The organism is Corynebacterium glucuronolyticum DSM 44120, assembly GCF_030440595.1.
Taxonomy (GTDB): Bacteria; Actinomycetota; Actinomycetes; order Mycobacteriales; family Mycobacteriaceae; genus Corynebacterium; species Corynebacterium glucuronolyticum.
This window is the reverse complement of the sequence record NZ_CP047452.1, coordinates 1,223,121-1,239,517: the sequence shown is the minus strand read 5'-3', so window position 1 is coordinate 1,239,517 and position 16,397 is coordinate 1,223,121. Positions and strand designations below refer to the sequence as shown.

Genomic DNA, 16,397 nt, shown 5'->3' with positions numbered 1-16,397 from the left:
CTTACCGGAATATTCATTACCCGGCAAGAAAGACACGCTCAGAGATTCTTTTAGGTACTTACTAACGGAACCGTAGCGCCGAAAGAGTCCAAACGACGCCACACTTTGCGGTAAAGATATTCACTTTCCGTTTACCTTGAGGATCAAAAAATGGATGCCTCAGCTTCAGCTGAGGCATCCATTTCCTATCCGGCTCTTATCCGGCGCTTATTCGGCCGAAGTATCTCTTCGGCCTTTTATCCAGTTATATTGCGATTGTGTAGCTCTGCAGATATGAAGCTCCGCGGAGCGCCATCTCACAGGGTTGTGGGCTTGAAGTCTGGGCGGGCCTTTTCATACTCACTGATATCATCCTCGTGAGCGAGGGTGACAGAAATATCATCAAGCCCTTCAAGCAGACGATGCTTTGTTTTTTCATCGATATCGAACGGCAGGACATACTCCCCCGCTTTTACTGTCTGGTCCTCCAAATTGACGGTGAGCTGCAGACCGGGAGTTTCCTCCATGAGTTTCCACAGCAGCTCGATATCGTCTTGCGACATGAGTCCAGCTACGAGACCTGCCTTTCCGGAATTTCCGCGGAAGATGTCAGCGAAACGAGACGAGAATACAGCTTTAAACCCGTAATCCATGAGCGCCCAGACGGCATGTTCACGGGACGATCCGGTGCCAAAATCAGGGCCGGCGACGAGCACTGAGCCATTTTTGTATTCCTCTTGGTTAAGGACAAAGGCGGGATCCTGACGCCAGGCCGCGAAGAGGGCATCATCGAAACCCGTGCGCGTGACTCGCTTGAGGTAAACAGCTGGGATGATCTGGTCAGTATCAACGTTCGATGATTTGAGCGGCACTCCAACACCGGTGTGAGTGACAAACTTTTCCATGAGTGTTTCCTTTTACGTTCTCAGTAGTTTTCAGGTTTTATGCCATCGCTGGAGCGAGGTCTGCGGGGGAAGCGAGATGCCCTGCAACCGCCGTCGCAGCCGCAACCGCAGGACTGACCAGGTGCGTGCGCCCACCCTTACCCTGACGTCCTTCGAAGTTACGGTTCGAAGTGGAGGCGCTTCGCTCACCGGGAGCCAGCTGGTCAGGGTTCATCCCGAGGCACATAGAACAACCAGGCAGACGCCATTCAGCCCCGGCATCCAAAAAAACCTGATCCAACCCTTCCTTCTCAGCTTCCAATTTCACCCTGTAGCTTCCGGGAACGACAAGCGTCCGAGTGTTCACGCTGCGCCCCTTCATCACACGCGCAGCAGCCCGCAGATCCTCGATGCGCCCGTTTGTGCAGGAACCAATAAAGACAGTGTCGATAGCAACCTCTCGCATGGGAGTCCCCGGTGTCAGCCCCATATACTCCAGTGCCTTCGCTGCGCTTGCCTGTGCTTCATCACCAGAAAAGTCCTCCGGGCTCGGCACACTCGCGGCGAGAGGCACACCGTGTCCGGGGTTGGTTCCCCAGGTAACAAAGGGGGTGATGGTGGAGCCATCAATGTCTACGACAGTGTCGAACTCAGCTCCCTCGTCAGTGACAATGGACCGCCAGTATTCGACCGCCTTGTCCCACTGCTCGCCCTTCGGTGCGTGATCCCGGCCTTTGAGGTATTCAAAGGTGGTTTCGTCAGGGGCAATCATGCCCGCGCGCGCTCCCGCTTCAATTGACATGTTGCACACCGTCATGCGCTGTTCCATCGTCAATTTACGAATGGCGGAACCACGGTATTCGATGATGTGCCCTTGCCCGCCCCCGGTACCAATCTTGGCGATAATCGCCAGGATCAAATCCTTTGCGGTCACACCGTCTGCGAGCTCACCAGACACATTGACTGCCATCGTTTTCAGGGGTTCGATCTGCAGCGTCTGAGTTGCAAGGACGTGCTCGACCTGCGACGTGCCAATGCCGAAGGCAATCGCACCAAACGCACCGTGCGTAGACGTGTGAGAGTCACCGCACACGACGGTCATACCCGGCTGCGTGAGGCCCAGTTGCGGGCCTACAACGTGAACGATTCCCTGCTCTTTATCCCCCATCGAGTGCAACCGGATACCGAATTCCTCGCAGTTCTTCCGCAACGTTTCAACTTGCGTCCGAGATACTGGATCGGTGATCGTGGTGGCATTGGTCGGTACGTTGTGATCCTCTGTCGCGATCGTCAAATCTGGACGACGGACTTTGCGACCCACCAAGCGAAGACCGTCGAAAGCCTGCGGGGAAGTCACCTCATGCAGGAGGTGAAGGTCGATGTAAATGAGCCCTTCAGCAACCTGATGAGCTTTCCAGACCTTCTCTGCCATTGTTAACGGTTTCAAAACTAGCCTCCCACAGAATGGAATGTTAATATCGTGTCATGGGACAGTATAACACTGACAAAAGTGGCATTAAGGTTCTGGATAGAACGTTGTCCATCGTATGGGCCGTTGCGGAAGGACCGCACTCTCTAACCGAACTGTGTGACATCACCGGTTTACCACGCGCCACGGCTCACCGCTTGGCTACCGCACTTGAAGTGCACTCGATACTAGCTCGCTCCACTGACGGAAAATGGGTAATCGGCCCGGCACTGACCGCGTTGGCTTCCGGCTCCACCGATAAGCTTATCGACGCTGCAGTGCCCATTATGACCACCCTCATGGAGGACACGGGAGAATCCGTGCAGCTCTACCGGCTCACTGGGATGCAACGCACGTGCATCGCCGCACAAGAACCACCCTCAGGCCTCAAATACACCGTCCCCGTTGGCGCACGCATGCCTCTGACCGCTGGTAGCGCTGCCCGCGTGTTCGTAGCTTTCTCCGGCCCAACCCTCCGCGACCGTATCCTCAAGGATGCTGTTTATACGGAGGAAACTGTGGACAAAGTTCGTGAGCAGGGCTGGAGCGATTCTAAAAATGAACGTGAGAAGGGGTTGGCCAGCGTCTCCGCACCCGTGTTTAACCCCACTGGAGATCTCGTTGCTGTCCTTAGCTTGTCCGGGCCATCAGAACGATTCGACGGAAAACAGTTCATTGCCCCGTTACGCGACGCAGCCCGATCGCTCGGTGCCCTGCTCTAAGAGCACGTCAACCGCCCCCGTTCAGTCTTTTACAGCGTGACCAGACCACATTGACTTGGGTTTAATCCGCTAAGTCTTAGAGTGAAACCTGGGAGGCAAGGATAAGCCTGTTGCGGGTGTGCGTACCGGACGGACTGGGCCATCTTACTCGTCTGCCAGCAGCAGGCAATTTTTCCATCAAAGTGTCACGAGCCTGTTCCTTCATACTTTCTCCACGCCTGCACACTCCAGTCCCCGTCCGCAGAGCCACTGTCAAACCAAAGTGACTTTGGCGAGGATCCAGCACTGTGCTCCGCCGCCGAAGGTGGTGCGCCGACAGCTAAACCACCTCCTAGTTCGGTGGCCCTAGTTCGGTGGCCACGGTCTACGGTTAGGCTACAAATCCATGCCGACATCCAGGAGCAGCGTCCTAAGTCACCATCCACGGTCAGCGTACAAGATCAGCGTGCAGATAAAGCGTCACTGCGTTTTGGCCACTATCACTCAGCCAGTACCCTGCACCAGTGCACAACTATCTAATTTATTTTCTTTGCGTGTTTCATTGCACTCTCCTCGCCCTCCGCGCGATTGAATTGTTTCGTTGCACACTCTAGGTCGTACAAAACCGTCGGTCTTACCAGCTACGCATACGGCTCACTCAGATCTCCCCCCTCCATACTGGATCCCCTCCATATTGGATGAATGCCGCATTCGGTTAGAGTAAACACCGCTTACCTTATATATACCGATGTTTACCTCGATCGGGCTACAACCTCCCTAGCATGGACATAAAAGCATGGACTTAACGGTTTTATGTCCATGACTTCTTGGACTCGGAGTCCAGTGACTTTATGGACTCGGAGTCTTTGGTCTCTTTGGACTTGGAGTCCATGGTGTTTTTGGTAGCCGTCAACGATTCGGGCCCACAGGTAGTCAGGGTCGATGGTGTGGGTCGGTGGGGCCGCATGCGGCAGGCTGTTCCAGGCCTGTTTGGGTGTGATGTGCATCTTCCCGCAGACAAGACTCTGGTGTATGCGTTGGGTGTTATAGAACTGGCGGAACTGTGTCAACAGTTGTCTCACGTGCGTCAGCATTGTGGGTTGTCGTGCGTCTAAAAACCTCGTCAAGGTTTTGTGGGAGCGTTCATATTTGCCTTGTACTGTGGGCGCGAATCCGGCTATAGCCGCAACGCCCTTTTGGGCCAACCACAGCTCTGTGGAGGACAATCTGCCCCAGTGATAGGTAGCAAAGGCATCCCCATTATCTGACAGGACCTCCTGTGACAACCCGTACGTATCGAAGGCAGCTGCAAGGACAAAGCGTGCGTCGTTGCCGTTTTCGGCAGCAGGAAACGCTTGGGTGCCCACATCAAATCGGCTGGCATCATCAATAACCTGATACACCGTGATCTGGGTATGGTCATGATCAAACAGTCGGTACACCAACCCGTCGATCTGCCACAGCTCGTTCACCTTGTCGCGAGTAAAACCACCTGTACGAGCTACGGAGTCGTTTCCTGGTGTTAGCCTCAACAACACCAACCTCACGCAACCAGCACGCAATGGTTGACCGCCCTGGCGGGTCTTGGATCCCCAGATCATCGATCAGGTAGTACTAGATTGACCACGGCCCGTAGTCCCGCCCCTGACTCTTTAACGTTGCGCGGGATTCAATCACCAACTGCCGTATCTGGCCATCATGGCATCTCTTCGGGTTTTTCGGTGCCGTACTGTCCGGCAAGATGCCAGATTTACCACGTTCGGCGATACGCTTTTTGATATTGAAGTACGTCTGCTTAGAAAACCGTTATCCTTGCAGAACTGCTTGATCGTGATCCCGCTTGCAACCGGTTCGAAATCAGCGATTATCTTTCTGAGATGGGATGAAATTGCCATCCCAAAATAGTGGCCTCACCACGTCCAAAAAGTCAGTAGACACCACAGCATGGACTTAACGGGGGCTACCTAGCATGGACTGAACGGGGGACTCCCCAGCATCGTACGCGCACGGAATGCGCAGGGAAAGGAATGACAAAAATGCAAAACAAGGAACTAAGCAAAAGAATAAGGGTCGCGAATCCCAAAAGTGTGATTCCCCTTCGAACAAACCAGAAGATGAGTTACGCCCCGTAGTAGCCATGACCATGCGTGGCTGTCAATCTTTCAAGAGAAGTTGTTACAATAGGCCTTTCAAGAGAAGTTGTTACAATAAGCGGAAGCAGGAAATAGTGAACCAGTTTCCGCTCTCGCGAGAGACGAGAACCACATTATTAACGAGGAATATCAGTGAATCTTTACCGTAGTAGAGGCAAAACAGAGGCACGGGGTCGCGTCATTTCCGCAGGTTATGAAATCGTTAGCAACCGTGGCTTTAATAACCTCAGCCGGGAAAAAATCTCCCTCATTTCCAAAATTAGTGAAGAGGACATCTCGGAATTTTTCCCTACCGACGATAACCTCAAGCAAGTCCTACAATCCGAGCTTGATGCCACCATCATCCGTTTTGCCGACTACGAACTAGGGAAGCTCCCAGAGGATGCCTCAACTCTGGACAAGCTCAAGGCCACCGGCCGAGCCTACTTCTCGTTCTCACAGGAAGCTCCGGATATCTTCGGTGCGTTTATCTCCGCACCGATGAATATCGACCTTCCCGAAGGTTTCGAAGGCAATTTCAATGACTTACTCATGCCGCCGACCGTCACCCGGGTTCTCGGCTACATCCGGGACCTTATCGAGGAACTCGACGGACCCAAGGATTCGAAGTTCCTCCTTGAGATTGCTCTCACCGCTTATGCCACGATTCACGGCATTACCCACCTTTGCACCTTCGGTATCTGCAGGCTCTTCAGCCCGGTAGCCAAGAAGCAGCTGCTGCAGGGCTCGCTGGAATCTCTGACCGCAGGTATAGTCCGCTCGATCAAGAATAAGGGCGCAACTGAGCTCAACCCAAAGCAATTGGGTGGCAATGTTCCGTTTAATGCGGTGCCTAAGGCTCCGGAGTTCCCCCGCAACAACGACGATGAGAAGCAAATCGCAATGTACCGCGGTCTCATCGACCTCGTGTGGGATCTCGGTCAGTCCAATGTTGATCTCAGTCGCGTCGCACAGTACGCAAATCTCCCCAAGAACGATGTTCTCCGCTTGGCCGACGGAGCCGATAAGCTCGTAAAAGAGGTCGAGGACTACCTGGATAACCAGGATCAAGGATTTATCGGCGCCCAGTGCTTCTCCCTCCCCGGTGGGTCGAACGCATTCTCCTACCTCAAGGCGGCAGGATTCGGGTACGTCTCTTTCGCATTGCACGATCCGATCGGCTGGAACGTTCTCATCGAAATTGCCTCCGGTGCCATCGTGCCCACCGATTTTGACAACTTTGACCAAAGCGAACGCATGGGGGTCGCTTTCTCCTTCCTCGTGGAGTTGACCAAGAAAGCTATCGAGAACTCGAACAATCCCCGCCAGGCGTGGATCCTTTACTCCCAGGTGTTTTCTGCGTGGGCATCGGCACACGGTCTCGCGCACCTCTTTTCCACCGGGTCTCTCAAGAATCTGGACGAGAAAGACAAGTTGGAATACCTTGGACCTGTCTTCGACATCGTTATTCAGGGACTTCTGAGCACCCTGAATATCGACTCGGTTGATGATTTGAAGGAGTAACTGGATTAACACAACCTAGGTCTGTTATATCCATGAACTTCTTGGACTCGGAGTCCAGTGACTTTCTGGACTCGGAGTCTTTGGTCTTTTGGACTTGGAGTCCATGGTGTTTTTGTACGTGGGCTAGTGCGGTGGTTTGTTGTTTCCTCGTCGTGATGGGCGTGGGCGGGACAGCTCTGGTTTGATGTGTGGGGGGTTGCCGGTGCCAGAAGCCTTCCACGTGACCGATATTGACTTGGCCTCCTGCAGGCCGGTGTTTTAAGACGATGGGCAGTGGGAACGCGAACAGGAGTTCACCATCGTGGTCGGTGAAGAATTCTGCGTAGTTGTTGTCGTCGACCGTGGTGTAGATTTTTCGGTTTTTAAACCGCAACCCGACGTAGAGACCATGTCCGCAAATACGCACCACTTTATCTGGTCATCGTGGCGTCTTTTGGGTTTTTCGGTGTTGTACTGTCCGGCAGGATGCCAGATCTACCACGTTCGGCGATACGCTTTTTGATATTGAAGTACGTCTGCTTAGAAAAACCGTTATCCTTGCAGAACTGCTTGATCGTGATCCCGGATCGAAATCAGCGATTTTCTTTCTGAGATGGGATGAAATTCCCATCCCAAAATAGTGGCCTCACCAAGTCCAAACAGTCAGTAGACACCACGTGCGAAATAGGGGTTGTTGGTACCGGTTGTCTGCGTAGTTGGTACTGGGGGTGTGCGTAGTCGGTACTGGGTGGGTTTTTCCTTCATTGTTGTTAGTGGCGGCGTCATGTTCTTGTGGCGTCGTGGCTAGTTTCAACATGGAAGGGGTTGGTCTTTGTGGCTAACTTCAAAGAGATTATGGCGATGTGTCTTGATGGTGCGTCGTATTCTCGGATTACTACTGTTCTTGGCTGTTCGCGGCGTGATGTGTCGCGGGTGAAGGCCATTATCGCGGAGGAGTCGATCACGGCTGAGTCGTTTCGTTTGCTGCCTCCGGGTTGGTTTGTTTCCAGGTTTTCCGATGGGCGCAGTAACCGGCGTCAGGCGTATGACCAGCCAGATTTCAAAGCTCTGGCACAGCGTCTGAAGAACAATCGGCACCTGACAAGGAATCAATTGTGGATGGATTACTTGGCGGCCGAGTCTGCGGATGGGGAGGTGAAGTACCAGTATTCGCAGTTTTGTGCGGGGTTGCGTGACTATCTGCGGGTTAATGACCTGGATGGGGTGGTTGAACATGAACCAGGCCAGGAACTGTATGTGGATTGGGCAGGCGATAAGGTCCCGATCGTTGATGCTGCAACCGGCGAGGTGGGGATGAAAGCGTCGTTGTTTGTGGCGGTGTGCCCGTATTCCGGGTTGATGTTTGTCACTGCGAAGGCTAACGAGAAGATGCCAGCGTGGTTGGAGTGCCATGTTCAAGCCTTGGAGTATTTAGGGAAAGTGCCATCTGTTGTGGTGCCGGATAATGCACCAACAGCGACGTATCGCCCGAAGAAGCATTCCACGTATCGTTTGGTGTTGCCCAAGTATCAGGAATTGGCTGATTACTACCAGATGACAATCGTGCCGACACGGCCTGCCCGCCCGAAGGATAAGGCAGCTGTTGAGCGTGCTGTGCAGATTGCCTACACCAAGATCATGGGCTATTTCGATGGAGTGACGTTTTACAGTCTGGATGATCTTAATGAGGAGATCGCTATCCGGCTGGAGGACATCAACAGTGGTCTTGCCCGCCCGGATGGCACTACCAGGCGTAAGCGGTTCGATGAGGAAGAAGCACCGGTGATGCGGGATCTTCCCGCAACGGCGTTTACTGATGTGGTGTGGAAACACCCCAAGGTGGATCGTAACTGGCATGTCATGTGCGACTACCAGTACTATTCGGTTCCTTTTACGCTGGTCGGTAAACGACTTACTGCACGGATCACTCCAGGGCTGGTGACCTTGTTTGACGGGGAGCATATCGTCGCGGAACATGTGCGGCTTACGGGTTTTAAATACCGGTATTCAACCGATCCTGCCCACGGGCCTGCCGATGGGGACACCAGCCATAATGTGCTTACCCGGGATGAGCTTATCTCCTGGGCATCCTCGTTCGGGCCGGCAACGCTTACCGTTGTCACAATGATTATTGACAGGAATCAAGCAGCCACTCCCAAAGGGTTGTTCCAGGTACGCAATATTCTTGCCAAGCTGGGCAAAAAGCACGGTAAAACAACCCTTGAACCGGCCTGCCGTGAAGCTTTAAACAAAAAGCTTGTCCCCACCATGACGGTATTGCAGCGACTGCAAACAACGATCGCCCATGAGATGAAAAACGGCCACACCCCGCACCGCAGCGGTTGTGATGTGGCACGCACACCACAGTCCACACCGGTGGACATAACGCAGTTCAGTGCCAATGACGTGTTCATCCGACCGATCGAACACTACGCAGACGACGGTGACACCGGCCTTGTAAACGATGTGTTCCCATACGGCACACACACAAGCCAGGAAGGAGGAAACCTGCAATGACACGCTTTGAGGTCGACGAAACAACACGTCAAAAAATGCGCACCCTACGCGTATCAACCTTTGCTGACGTCTTCTTTTCCATTGTCACTGATGAAGCACACACCGATGCGCTTCCCGAGGATATCTTCCTAGCCGCAGTAGATGAGGCCTTCGCGCAACGCACCGCGAGAAACATCGACAAAGCGATCACGCAAGCAAAATTTCGCTACCCAGATGCCACCCTCCACGAAGTTATCCACCCAGATCAACGTGGCATCAACATGCGGCAATTGAAAAGGCTGGCAGCAACCAACTGGCGGGAAAACCCCACCAACATTCATATCCTCGCCCCCACAGGAACAGGAAAAACCTACATTGCCTGTGCCCTAGGCATTGCCGCCTGCCAAAGTGGGTTCAGTGTCGCGTACTACCGGCTTGACCAGCTTGTAGATGAACTAGCGGTCTTCCTGCCGACAGACCAAGGCTATATCGACAAAATGAGAAAACTGTGCAACATCGATGTGCTTATCATCGATGACTTCCTCACCATCGGAATAGACCAACGCGGACAAGAAGACCTAACCCGCATCGTATTCGAAAGAGACGGGCGTCTGCCCATCATCGTCTCCTCACAATCAACCGCCGCATACTGGCGAGAAACCCTCCCCAACCCAGTCGGCGCAGACTCGCTCGTAAGCAGGCTCAACAATGGTCAACGCATCAAAATTGGCCAATACGATATGAGAAGACACCTCAACACCCAAAACGCCGAAAACTAACCCACCCCTGGCCCCTGCCTCACACTGGCAGGGGCCAGTACCAACAACGCACAACCCCCCAGTACCACATCAACACAAACCCAGTACCAACTCACCGCTCTTGGCAACCACGTACAAAAAGTCACTGGACTCCGAGTCCAAAAACTACTGGGACATAACAAACATAACCTAGAACAGGCTTCCTACCACGCGGTAGGAAGCCTTTCTTCTGTTGCGGAAGCGTTGTCCGCACTAATGGTACCTGCAGTTCGGCGGGATCCCCCTCATAACAATGAACTATGGAGACAATGCAAGGGCTGTGCCCCACTCACGGGATGTTTTCGCCTCTGGGGAAGGTAGAGCCCCCCTTTTTTCGGACAGTTGCTGTAGTATTTCTCTGCCTCACGCGTCTCAGTGTGTACATAGCGAGGGGACGCGGTATGACTTCATGCCCATGAGGCGGCTTTCAGGGGTCCTGGGTGCCAAATCAATGGCCACAGTGGCATGGTTGAGACTACCACTCGGTAGCCTCATCCCCCTAGCAGCCGGAATCTCCGTTCATTAGCCTACGAGCGAGGAACCGCCTCTGTATGCGAGACTCACCGCTTGCGGTGGCCATGCGAGCACCCTATAAGGCTATTGGCGCCACCCCATGGCACGAAGATACGTAGTGGCTCCAGCATTAGTGGTGAAGCGGTTGACAAGGAGCCGAGGCCTGCGACGCAGTTCCTCAAAGACTTTGGGGCGCGATTCCATGTGGAACTTGTTGATGAACGATGCTTCGTTCTCGTTTGCACCTGGCGCAGCGATCCACGCCGCACCGTCGTTCTGCGCCTTATAGTTCTTTACGCTTTCCAAACACGCTTCAAGTGAGTAATCAAGGAAGAATGCTCCATCGCTGGCATCAAGGAGCTTACCGAGAACGTTAAGATAGGTACCGCTAATGATCCAACGACCATCCGCCATGGCCTCATCGACCCTGGCGAAAAAGGTGTCGTCTCCAACGTATGTGCCGTCGTCGTTCCAGTAGAGTGTATCCAGATGTGTCACTGGCAACCCAGAGACGCTGGAAAGTGCGGTGCTAAACGCCCGCTTACCGGATCCCGGCGAGCCGATGACGACAAGTTTATCCATTCTCGTCATAACTCCCATCTTAGATCCTATAAGGATGTAATGGTTACAGAACTTTTAACATGATTGAAATCACGTTCTTTCGCAAAATTACTCGCCCTCAAATCTACATCATTTCACGAGATAAACAAAACATATTACGATTGCTCAAAGTTGTTTTTCCCCAGGTAAATACGTAAATCTAAGAATAATTCTGCTTATAACCAGGTGCCGCTCCTTTCACACCACATTGTACCCACTCTACGCAATCCTGCAGCGCCGAGCGTAGAATTTTCGCGTTGTCCTGAAAGCCGATCCCAGCCGATTGAACCCTCATATTACATTGCTTTAATTCTTCTTTTCTCTCAAAACTCTGTTCAAAGCACTCCTCCTGACGCGCCCACATTTCCCAAAAATCAACGAACCCAGGGTCCCTGGCCAGCGCGCGTTGACGTCGAAGCCCGTCGGGAACTTCTACCCATACGGTGAGACAGCCCAGCCCCTCCGCCTGGGACAGTTTGCCCTCTTTAGATTCTGCGTATCTTTCACGGGCGGCACGGACGTTGCCTGTCGTAATCGAACCGACCCCCTCGATAACGAGGTCTGCCTTCGGATCAACACTCACCCACTCCCCCGGTCGCTCCTTCCCCCAATCCCACCGAAAATAACCCGGGTCATCCGTTTGGAGGATACAGTTTTCGACCATTCTAGCACCCTCTATAAGGCCACCCCACCCAGGGTAGAACTCGTCGAGGTGGATGACGTGAAAGCCAGTCGCCTCCCCAACGAGCCCGGCAAAAGTTGTCTTACCCGCTCCTGACCTTCCATCGATAAGAATAGTGCGCGCCATCTAGCCAAAAACTCCAAAGAGACGGAAAGAGCCTGTAGCGACAGAAACAATAATAGGGACGGCTGCGAGAACAGTGGTGATAGCGAGCGCAACCACGTCTACAGCACGCAGAGTGGACGGCTTCGCCCACGTACGACGATGAGCGTAGGAAAATCCACGTGCCTCCATAGCCACCGATAGCGTGGAGGCTCGACGAAGCGACTGTACGAGAAGCCCGAATGCAAGCGTAATCGCATTGCGGAAGCGGTGACCGAAACCTCGCTGGTCTATCAGTCCACGGGAACGGCGGGACTGGTGCATAGCATGGAGGTCTTCTCGCAGAGCTGTGAGCATCTGCAGCGCTGCCACGGTGCCCAGGACAAATCGTGCGGGGAGGTGCAGAACCTGGGCGAGCGCGCGCCCTACATCCGTCGGATCCACACCGTGAGAAACGACTACTACGGGAAGGCCAACAGCGAGGACACGAACAAAGATCCCCGCTGCCAGCTGAAGCGAATTATCCGTGATTTGTGCTGTCAGAAACGACGCGTAGGTGTGTCCGTCGGCCTGCCCGTACAGCATCATGGGAATGGCACCGAGGCCAGCAGCGATAAGAAGGGGAATACTTCGCCTGACTACCATCCTCACTGGTACCTGGAGAATAGGTATTGCGATGAGCTCGATAGCGATTGCCACCGTCGCCGATACCCAATCCACAGTGAAAAAGAGCGGCAAGGTGAAAATGAAAACCATGAAGAGGCGCGTTACGGGGTTCAGTCCCCCTACGCCCAGCCCTTTCGTGTGCTGCGTTGCAGCTGTCATAGGAGCACCTCCGTGTGATCGCCGAGGCTGTGTTCAAATACAGGATCATGCGTGATCGAGCACACTGTCACTCCATTGACTGTCAGCTCACGGATTAAACCAACCAACTCTACAAACGTCGTCTTATCTTGCCCAAAGGTTGGCTCGTCAAGAAGGACGAGGCGTGGCGCGTTGGCAAGAGCCGTCGCGACAGACAAACGCCGCTTTTCACCACCAGATAAGGTAAAGGGGTTGGCATCAAGGACGTGACCAAGGCGTAGCCGCTCCACTAGCTCGGCGACACGTTTCCTGTCTGCACCACCAACAGCAAGCTCCGCAGCAACAGTGCGGGCTACGAATTGATGCTCTGGGTTTTGGAAAACGTACCCTACGCGACGGGCTAATTCGCGCGAGCGCCATGTGTGCGGGGGACCTGATAAGCCTTGTCGAAGCGAATCTGCAATATACATGTGCCCCCCAACCGCTTTTTCCAGTCCTGCAAGTGTGAGAGCAAGGGTGGTTTTTCCTGTACCGTTCGCTCCACGGATGACCGTCGAATATCCCTCGGGAAGCGCAACAGACCGCGGTGGCCCCCATATTGTCTGCAGATCCGTTGTTTCAATAAGATTACTGGCCTCTGGAGTAACTGTTCTATGCTCCGGTAAGTCGAACGTAACTACAGCATCTGCGGGAGCAATCTGGTGGATACCATCTTTTTCCATGCGATAGACGGTGTCCATTAGTGGCAGCCACAGCGCAGGGGAATGCTCCACCACAATGAGCGTCGCCCCCACGGAGTGCGCAACCGAATCGACCGCTCGAACAATATCTTCAGCCCCCTCGGGATCGAGGTTCGCCGTAGGTTCGTCGAGAATGATGATATCCGGCTTCATTGCCAAAATTCCGGCCAGAGCGAGTCGTTGTTTTTGACCACCGGATAGCTTGGATGCCTGATGGTCAAGGGGAACCGACAGTCCCACCAAGTCCAGTGACGTTCGTACACGGTTCCAGATTTCCTCCGGATCAATTCCGAGATTTTCTGCACCGAAAGCCACGTTATCGCTGACCCGGTTACAGATCACCTGTGAATCAGGATCCTGCAACACCATCCCCACGGAACCCCGGACAGTGAGACTCCCCTCCTGTGCACCTTCGTCATCGCTCGTGTATAGACCCGCGATGAGCGATAAGAGCGTAGATTTTCCCGCCCCGGAATCGCCAGTTAGAAGAACGCGCTCCCCCCGCTCGATTGTGAGGTCAAGACCCGTGAAAGCGGGGATTCCGCGGGACGCATGCGTGTATCCCAAATTTGTGGCTTCCACCACCACATCCCCGTGCTCCTGACGATTACGTGAACCTACTGGTCTCGTCGTCATCGTGCCGTCCCCACAAGCATGTCTTTCTCCTTTTCACGTGTGGCAGGCGCAGAAAGCACGCCTGGAGCCCCAGCGATTGAGGTGCCAACCGCTGTTTTCTTTCCCAGATGCAGGTGGACTCCGCCCTGCGGGAACCACACTCGCCCATCAGCGCCCGCAAAGCTTGTCGGAGTGCGGGCCTCAGATGCAGTCGGCTCGGTTTAGGCTTCAAGCATTTTTCTGACAGGCTGGGTGCGCGTACGTGAGATAAGCCTGGCTTTTCTCGAGGCTTTTATTCTCGACTTTTTTGTTTAAGCCTTCGCTGCGCGTCCAGCTGCGAACCTGTCGAGAGCGCCGGTCTGTGCGAGGGCCTTCACCAGATAGTGGCCAATGATGCCTGCGAGAATCGCGCCAGAAATGATGAGACAGACAATGTAGATGAGGTTAAATTCTGCGCTCTTAGCGAGATTGCCACTGGTGAACAACTCGAGGCAGAACGCTCCGATGCCTGATGCAGCACCGGCAAGAGCTGCGATTTGCAATCCGAATTTCTTGTAACCGAAGATAGCGAAAACGATCTCGGCACCAAGCCCCTGCGCGATTCCCGAGTACAGCGTCGAGATTCCCCACTGGCTTCCCAGCACAGCAGAAACACAAGCGGCAACCAGCTCAACGAAGATCGCGGCACCTGGTTTCCGGATGACTAATCCGCCAAGGACACCACCCAAGAACCACGTGCCCGTCACCAGACCACCAAACCCGGGTGTCAGTGTGTCCAAGGCTGTAAAACCCGCGCCGCCGACCATATTCCACAGCCAGAAGATGAGGCCACATGCCACAGCTAAAACTGCGGCAGTAATGATGTCGATGCCACGCCAGCCACGCGTGTCTGTTTTCCTGGATGGCCCCGATGTGCGGACAGGCACTCCTGCAGTGCCCTTTTCGTCCGCTGGGTTGACAGAATTGTTCATGAAAGTTATCCCTTCCTCTCGCCGGTATTACCCGGATCAGGTTCTACGGTTCGCCGCGAGGCATCTCAGCCGACAGGATTTCCTGTCAGCTCCCGTGGTGCGCAATTAGCTTAAGATTAATCCGAACTTTCCGGCAACTGCCTACCCCCACATGTCCCAAATGAATCTATCCAGGTTTAGACGAGTCGGCTCCGGTGTCCCTGGAAATCCCGCTGTAACTGCCTAATTCTGTGCGCAAACTCCGTCGTTTATACTCCCCGCGCTCCAGAGACCGCAGGGTGTGCTGCTAGGCCTTCCTTACTCAGGCGCTCATGATCGGGATCTGTTGAATCGGCATGGCTCTCCACGACAAAGTCGCCCCCGTCGTCGTTCGATGCAGGTTCAGCTTCTCCATGGTGAAAGCGTGGATCCTCGATGACGAGGGTGGGGTGGCGTTTGGCGTGGTAGCGGTGTGCTGTCGGCGACTCCCGGAGCAACCATGTCGCCCACCGGGCGCAACAAATCGTCCAGTGGCAGAGCAACAGGATGAGGAAGAAAATTGACACGTAGTTGAGCCACTCCGCAGAAGCTGTTTTGCTCAATAAGTGAGTACCCAGGCACAACGTACCGGTGGGGAATGTCGAGCCCCACCAGCCGGGGCTGTAGCCGTCCCACTCGAACACGGCAACGTAGAACTTCTTCATAGCGAACTCGACCATCCTGATGCCGGCGATGAGCATAACGGCACCGTAAATGATGGCAAACTTACCCCCGAAGAGAACCTGCGCAGCTGCTGTCGACTGACCCACGACACCAAGGGGAATCCACGCTGTTCCGGCGATTTGGCCTGGGAGGTGCAACTTCCCACGGACGACATCGATGTACACGCGCGCAAAAATGGGCAGCGCGGTGACCAGTGAGAGCACAAAACATGCGATACCCGCAGTGTGATAAAGCCCCCCGTGGTCGGGTGCAAGTTGGCCCCCACTTGTAGCCCCAACCATCGGGGCTACAAGTGCAAGCCCCCATTGGAAGGTGGGCGCGCCGGCGAATCCGCGCAGCTGGTTGAGGCACACAATGATCCCCAGTGGTGTTCCGATCCACCAGGAGATGATCTGGAACCAGTCATTGCCAGTGACCGCTGTCCAAGCGGATCCGCAGGCGAGGATGCCCATGGCGTACATGCCCCACGCTGGCATGAGGGTGTGGGAGAAGTGGGGGTTGCGGTGGATAAGCCAGCCGACCGTGATAGTCACGAGGATGCCCGCTGCAATCGTGGTAAAGAAGGTGGATACCCACCCGGGTAGACCGTGAGCAGAGGTGAGTGACGCAGCAATTGAGGTCCCCATGAGGGACCCGGCCCAAGCTGGGCCCGCCGGAGCAAGAACACATGGTTTATCTGACTTATGCACACAGGCACTCTATTAACTC

The 16,397-nt window shown here is 54.3% G+C and carries 12 protein-coding genes, 2 pseudogenes and 1 riboswitch; of the genes and pseudogenes, 4 read left to right on the top strand and 10 right to left on the bottom strand.

Translation table 11 applies throughout. From position 1 onward, the window contains the following. Nucleotides 1-296 precede the first annotated feature (296 nt). Together leuD and leuC are read right to left on the bottom strand one after the other, a co-directional pair. Nucleotides 297-884: a 3-isopropylmalate dehydratase small subunit gene (gene leuD, locus CGLUCO_RS05650; protein WP_005396163.1), complete on the bottom strand. Its 588-nt coding sequence runs from the start codon at nt 882-884 to the stop codon at nt 297-299. Nucleotides 885-921: 37 nt separating this feature from the next. Beyond that, complete coding sequence (gene leuC, locus CGLUCO_RS05645) at nt 922-2,295, bottom strand: 3-isopropylmalate dehydratase large subunit (RefSeq protein ID WP_005396162.1); 1,374 nt, start codon at nt 2,293-2,295, stop codon at nt 922-924. A 53-nt stretch (nt 2,296-2,348) separates the two neighbouring features. Between leuC and CGLUCO_RS05640 the strand changes: the two genes are divergently transcribed. Next, nucleotides 2,349-3,053 carry an IclR family transcriptional regulator gene (locus CGLUCO_RS05640; protein ID WP_005392329.1) on the top strand — a complete coding sequence of 235 codons (705 nt, stop codon included), beginning with the start codon at nt 2,349-2,351 and terminating at the stop codon, nt 3,051-3,053. 869 nt (nt 3,054-3,922) lie between these two features. Here the strand turns inward: CGLUCO_RS05640 and CGLUCO_RS13125 are convergent. After that, nucleotides 3,923-4,927: pseudogene (locus CGLUCO_RS13125) on the bottom strand (integrase core domain-containing protein); the annotation flags it as partial. A 390-nt stretch (nt 4,928-5,317) separates the two neighbouring features. Here CGLUCO_RS13125 and CGLUCO_RS05630 point away from each other — a divergent pair. Then, nucleotides 5,318-6,688 (top strand): TetR/AcrR family transcriptional regulator, encoded by a 1,371-nt coding sequence (locus tag CGLUCO_RS05630; protein WP_070738955.1) that lies wholly within the window; start codon nt 5,318-5,320, stop codon nt 6,686-6,688. A gap of 123 nt (nt 6,689-6,811) precedes the next feature. Here the strand turns inward: CGLUCO_RS05630 and CGLUCO_RS13120 are convergent. Further along, nucleotides 6,812-7,097, bottom strand: a pseudogene (locus tag CGLUCO_RS13120) (transposase); the annotation flags it as partial. A gap of 404 nt (nt 7,098-7,501) precedes the next feature. Here CGLUCO_RS13120 and istA point away from each other — a divergent pair. Together istA and CGLUCO_RS05620 are read left to right on the top strand one after the other, a co-directional pair. Then, nucleotides 7,502-9,184, top strand: a complete 1,683-nt coding sequence (istA, locus tag CGLUCO_RS05625) for an IS21 family transposase (RefSeq protein WP_198481419.1) — start codon at nt 7,502-7,504, stop codon at nt 9,182-9,184. Beyond that, nucleotides 9,181-9,942, top strand: coding sequence for an ATP-binding protein (locus CGLUCO_RS05620; RefSeq protein ID WP_070840902.1), 762 nt, complete (start codon nt 9,181-9,183; stop codon nt 9,940-9,942). Before istA ends, CGLUCO_RS05620 begins: the two co-directional genes overlap by 4 nt. A 615-nt stretch (nt 9,943-10,557) precedes the next feature. On the opposite strand, the gene CGLUCO_RS05615 is transcribed toward CGLUCO_RS05620, so the two are convergent. From CGLUCO_RS05615 to CGLUCO_RS05590, 6 genes are all read right to left on the bottom strand, one after another. Next, nucleotides 10,558-11,064, bottom strand: coding sequence for a P-loop NTPase family protein (locus CGLUCO_RS05615; protein WP_232621855.1), 507 nt, complete (start codon nt 11,062-11,064; stop codon nt 10,558-10,560). A 169-nt stretch (nt 11,065-11,233) separates the two neighbouring features. Then, nucleotides 11,234-11,881: a nucleoside/nucleotide kinase family protein gene (locus tag CGLUCO_RS05610; protein WP_005396150.1), complete on the bottom strand. Its 648-nt coding sequence runs from the start codon at nt 11,879-11,881 to the stop codon at nt 11,234-11,236. Further along, nucleotides 11,882-12,682, bottom strand: a complete 801-nt coding sequence (locus tag CGLUCO_RS05605) for an energy-coupling factor transporter transmembrane component T family protein (protein ID WP_005392317.1) — start codon at nt 12,680-12,682, stop codon at nt 11,882-11,884. It lies immediately after the preceding gene. Continuing rightward, nucleotides 12,679-14,037: an ABC transporter ATP-binding protein gene (locus CGLUCO_RS05600; protein WP_260322632.1), complete on the bottom strand. Its 1,359-nt coding sequence runs from the start codon at nt 14,035-14,037 to the stop codon at nt 12,679-12,681. The genes CGLUCO_RS05605 and CGLUCO_RS05600 overlap by 4 nt, the downstream gene beginning before the upstream one ends. Nucleotides 14,038-14,327: 290 nt before the next feature. After that, complete coding sequence (locus CGLUCO_RS05595) at nt 14,328-14,987, bottom strand: ECF transporter S component (protein WP_005392311.1); 660 nt, start codon at nt 14,985-14,987, stop codon at nt 14,328-14,330. Further along, nucleotides 14,983-15,093, bottom strand: a riboswitch (TPP riboswitch). Its footprint overlaps the gene before it by 5 nt. 142 nt (nt 15,094-15,235) lie before the next feature. Continuing rightward, nucleotides 15,236-16,378, bottom strand: a complete 1,143-nt coding sequence (locus CGLUCO_RS05590; RefSeq protein WP_268753250.1) for a TDT family transporter — start codon at nt 16,376-16,378, stop codon at nt 15,236-15,238. Between the last annotated feature and the right edge of the window lie 19 nt (nt 16,379-16,397).

Bases quoted from the DNA above. Each gene is read 5' to 3' on its own strand.
- CGLUCO_RS05615 (WP_232621855.1), bottom strand. From the start codon at position 11,064: ATGACGAGAATGGATAAACTTGTCGTCATCGGCTCGCCGGGATCCGGT.
- CGLUCO_RS05640 (WP_005392329.1), top strand. From the start codon at position 2,349: ATGGGACAGTATAACACTGACAAAAGTGGCATTAAGGTTCTGGATAGA.
- leuC (WP_005396162.1), bottom strand. From the start codon at position 2,295: ATGGCAGAGAAGGTCTGGAAAGCTCATCAGGTTGCTGAAGGGCTCATT.
- CGLUCO_RS05605 (WP_005392317.1), bottom strand. From the start codon at position 12,682: ATGACAGCTGCAACGCAGCACACGAAAGGGCTGGGCGTAGGGGGACTG.
- CGLUCO_RS05595 (WP_005392311.1), bottom strand. From the start codon at position 14,987: ATGAACAATTCTGTCAACCCAGCGGACGAAAAGGGCACTGCAGGAGTG.
- CGLUCO_RS05610 (WP_005396150.1), bottom strand. From the start codon at position 11,881: ATGGCGCGCACTATTCTTATCGATGGAAGGTCAGGAGCGGGTAAGACA.
- CGLUCO_RS05620 (WP_070840902.1), top strand. From the start codon at position 9,181: ATGACACGCTTTGAGGTCGACGAAACAACACGTCAAAAAATGCGCACC.
- CGLUCO_RS05600 (WP_260322632.1), bottom strand. From the start codon at position 14,037: ATGACGACGAGACCAGTAGGTTCACGTAATCGTCAGGAGCACGGGGAT.
- leuD (WP_005396163.1), bottom strand. From the start codon at position 884: ATGGAAAAGTTTGTCACTCACACCGGTGTTGGAGTGCCGCTCAAATCA.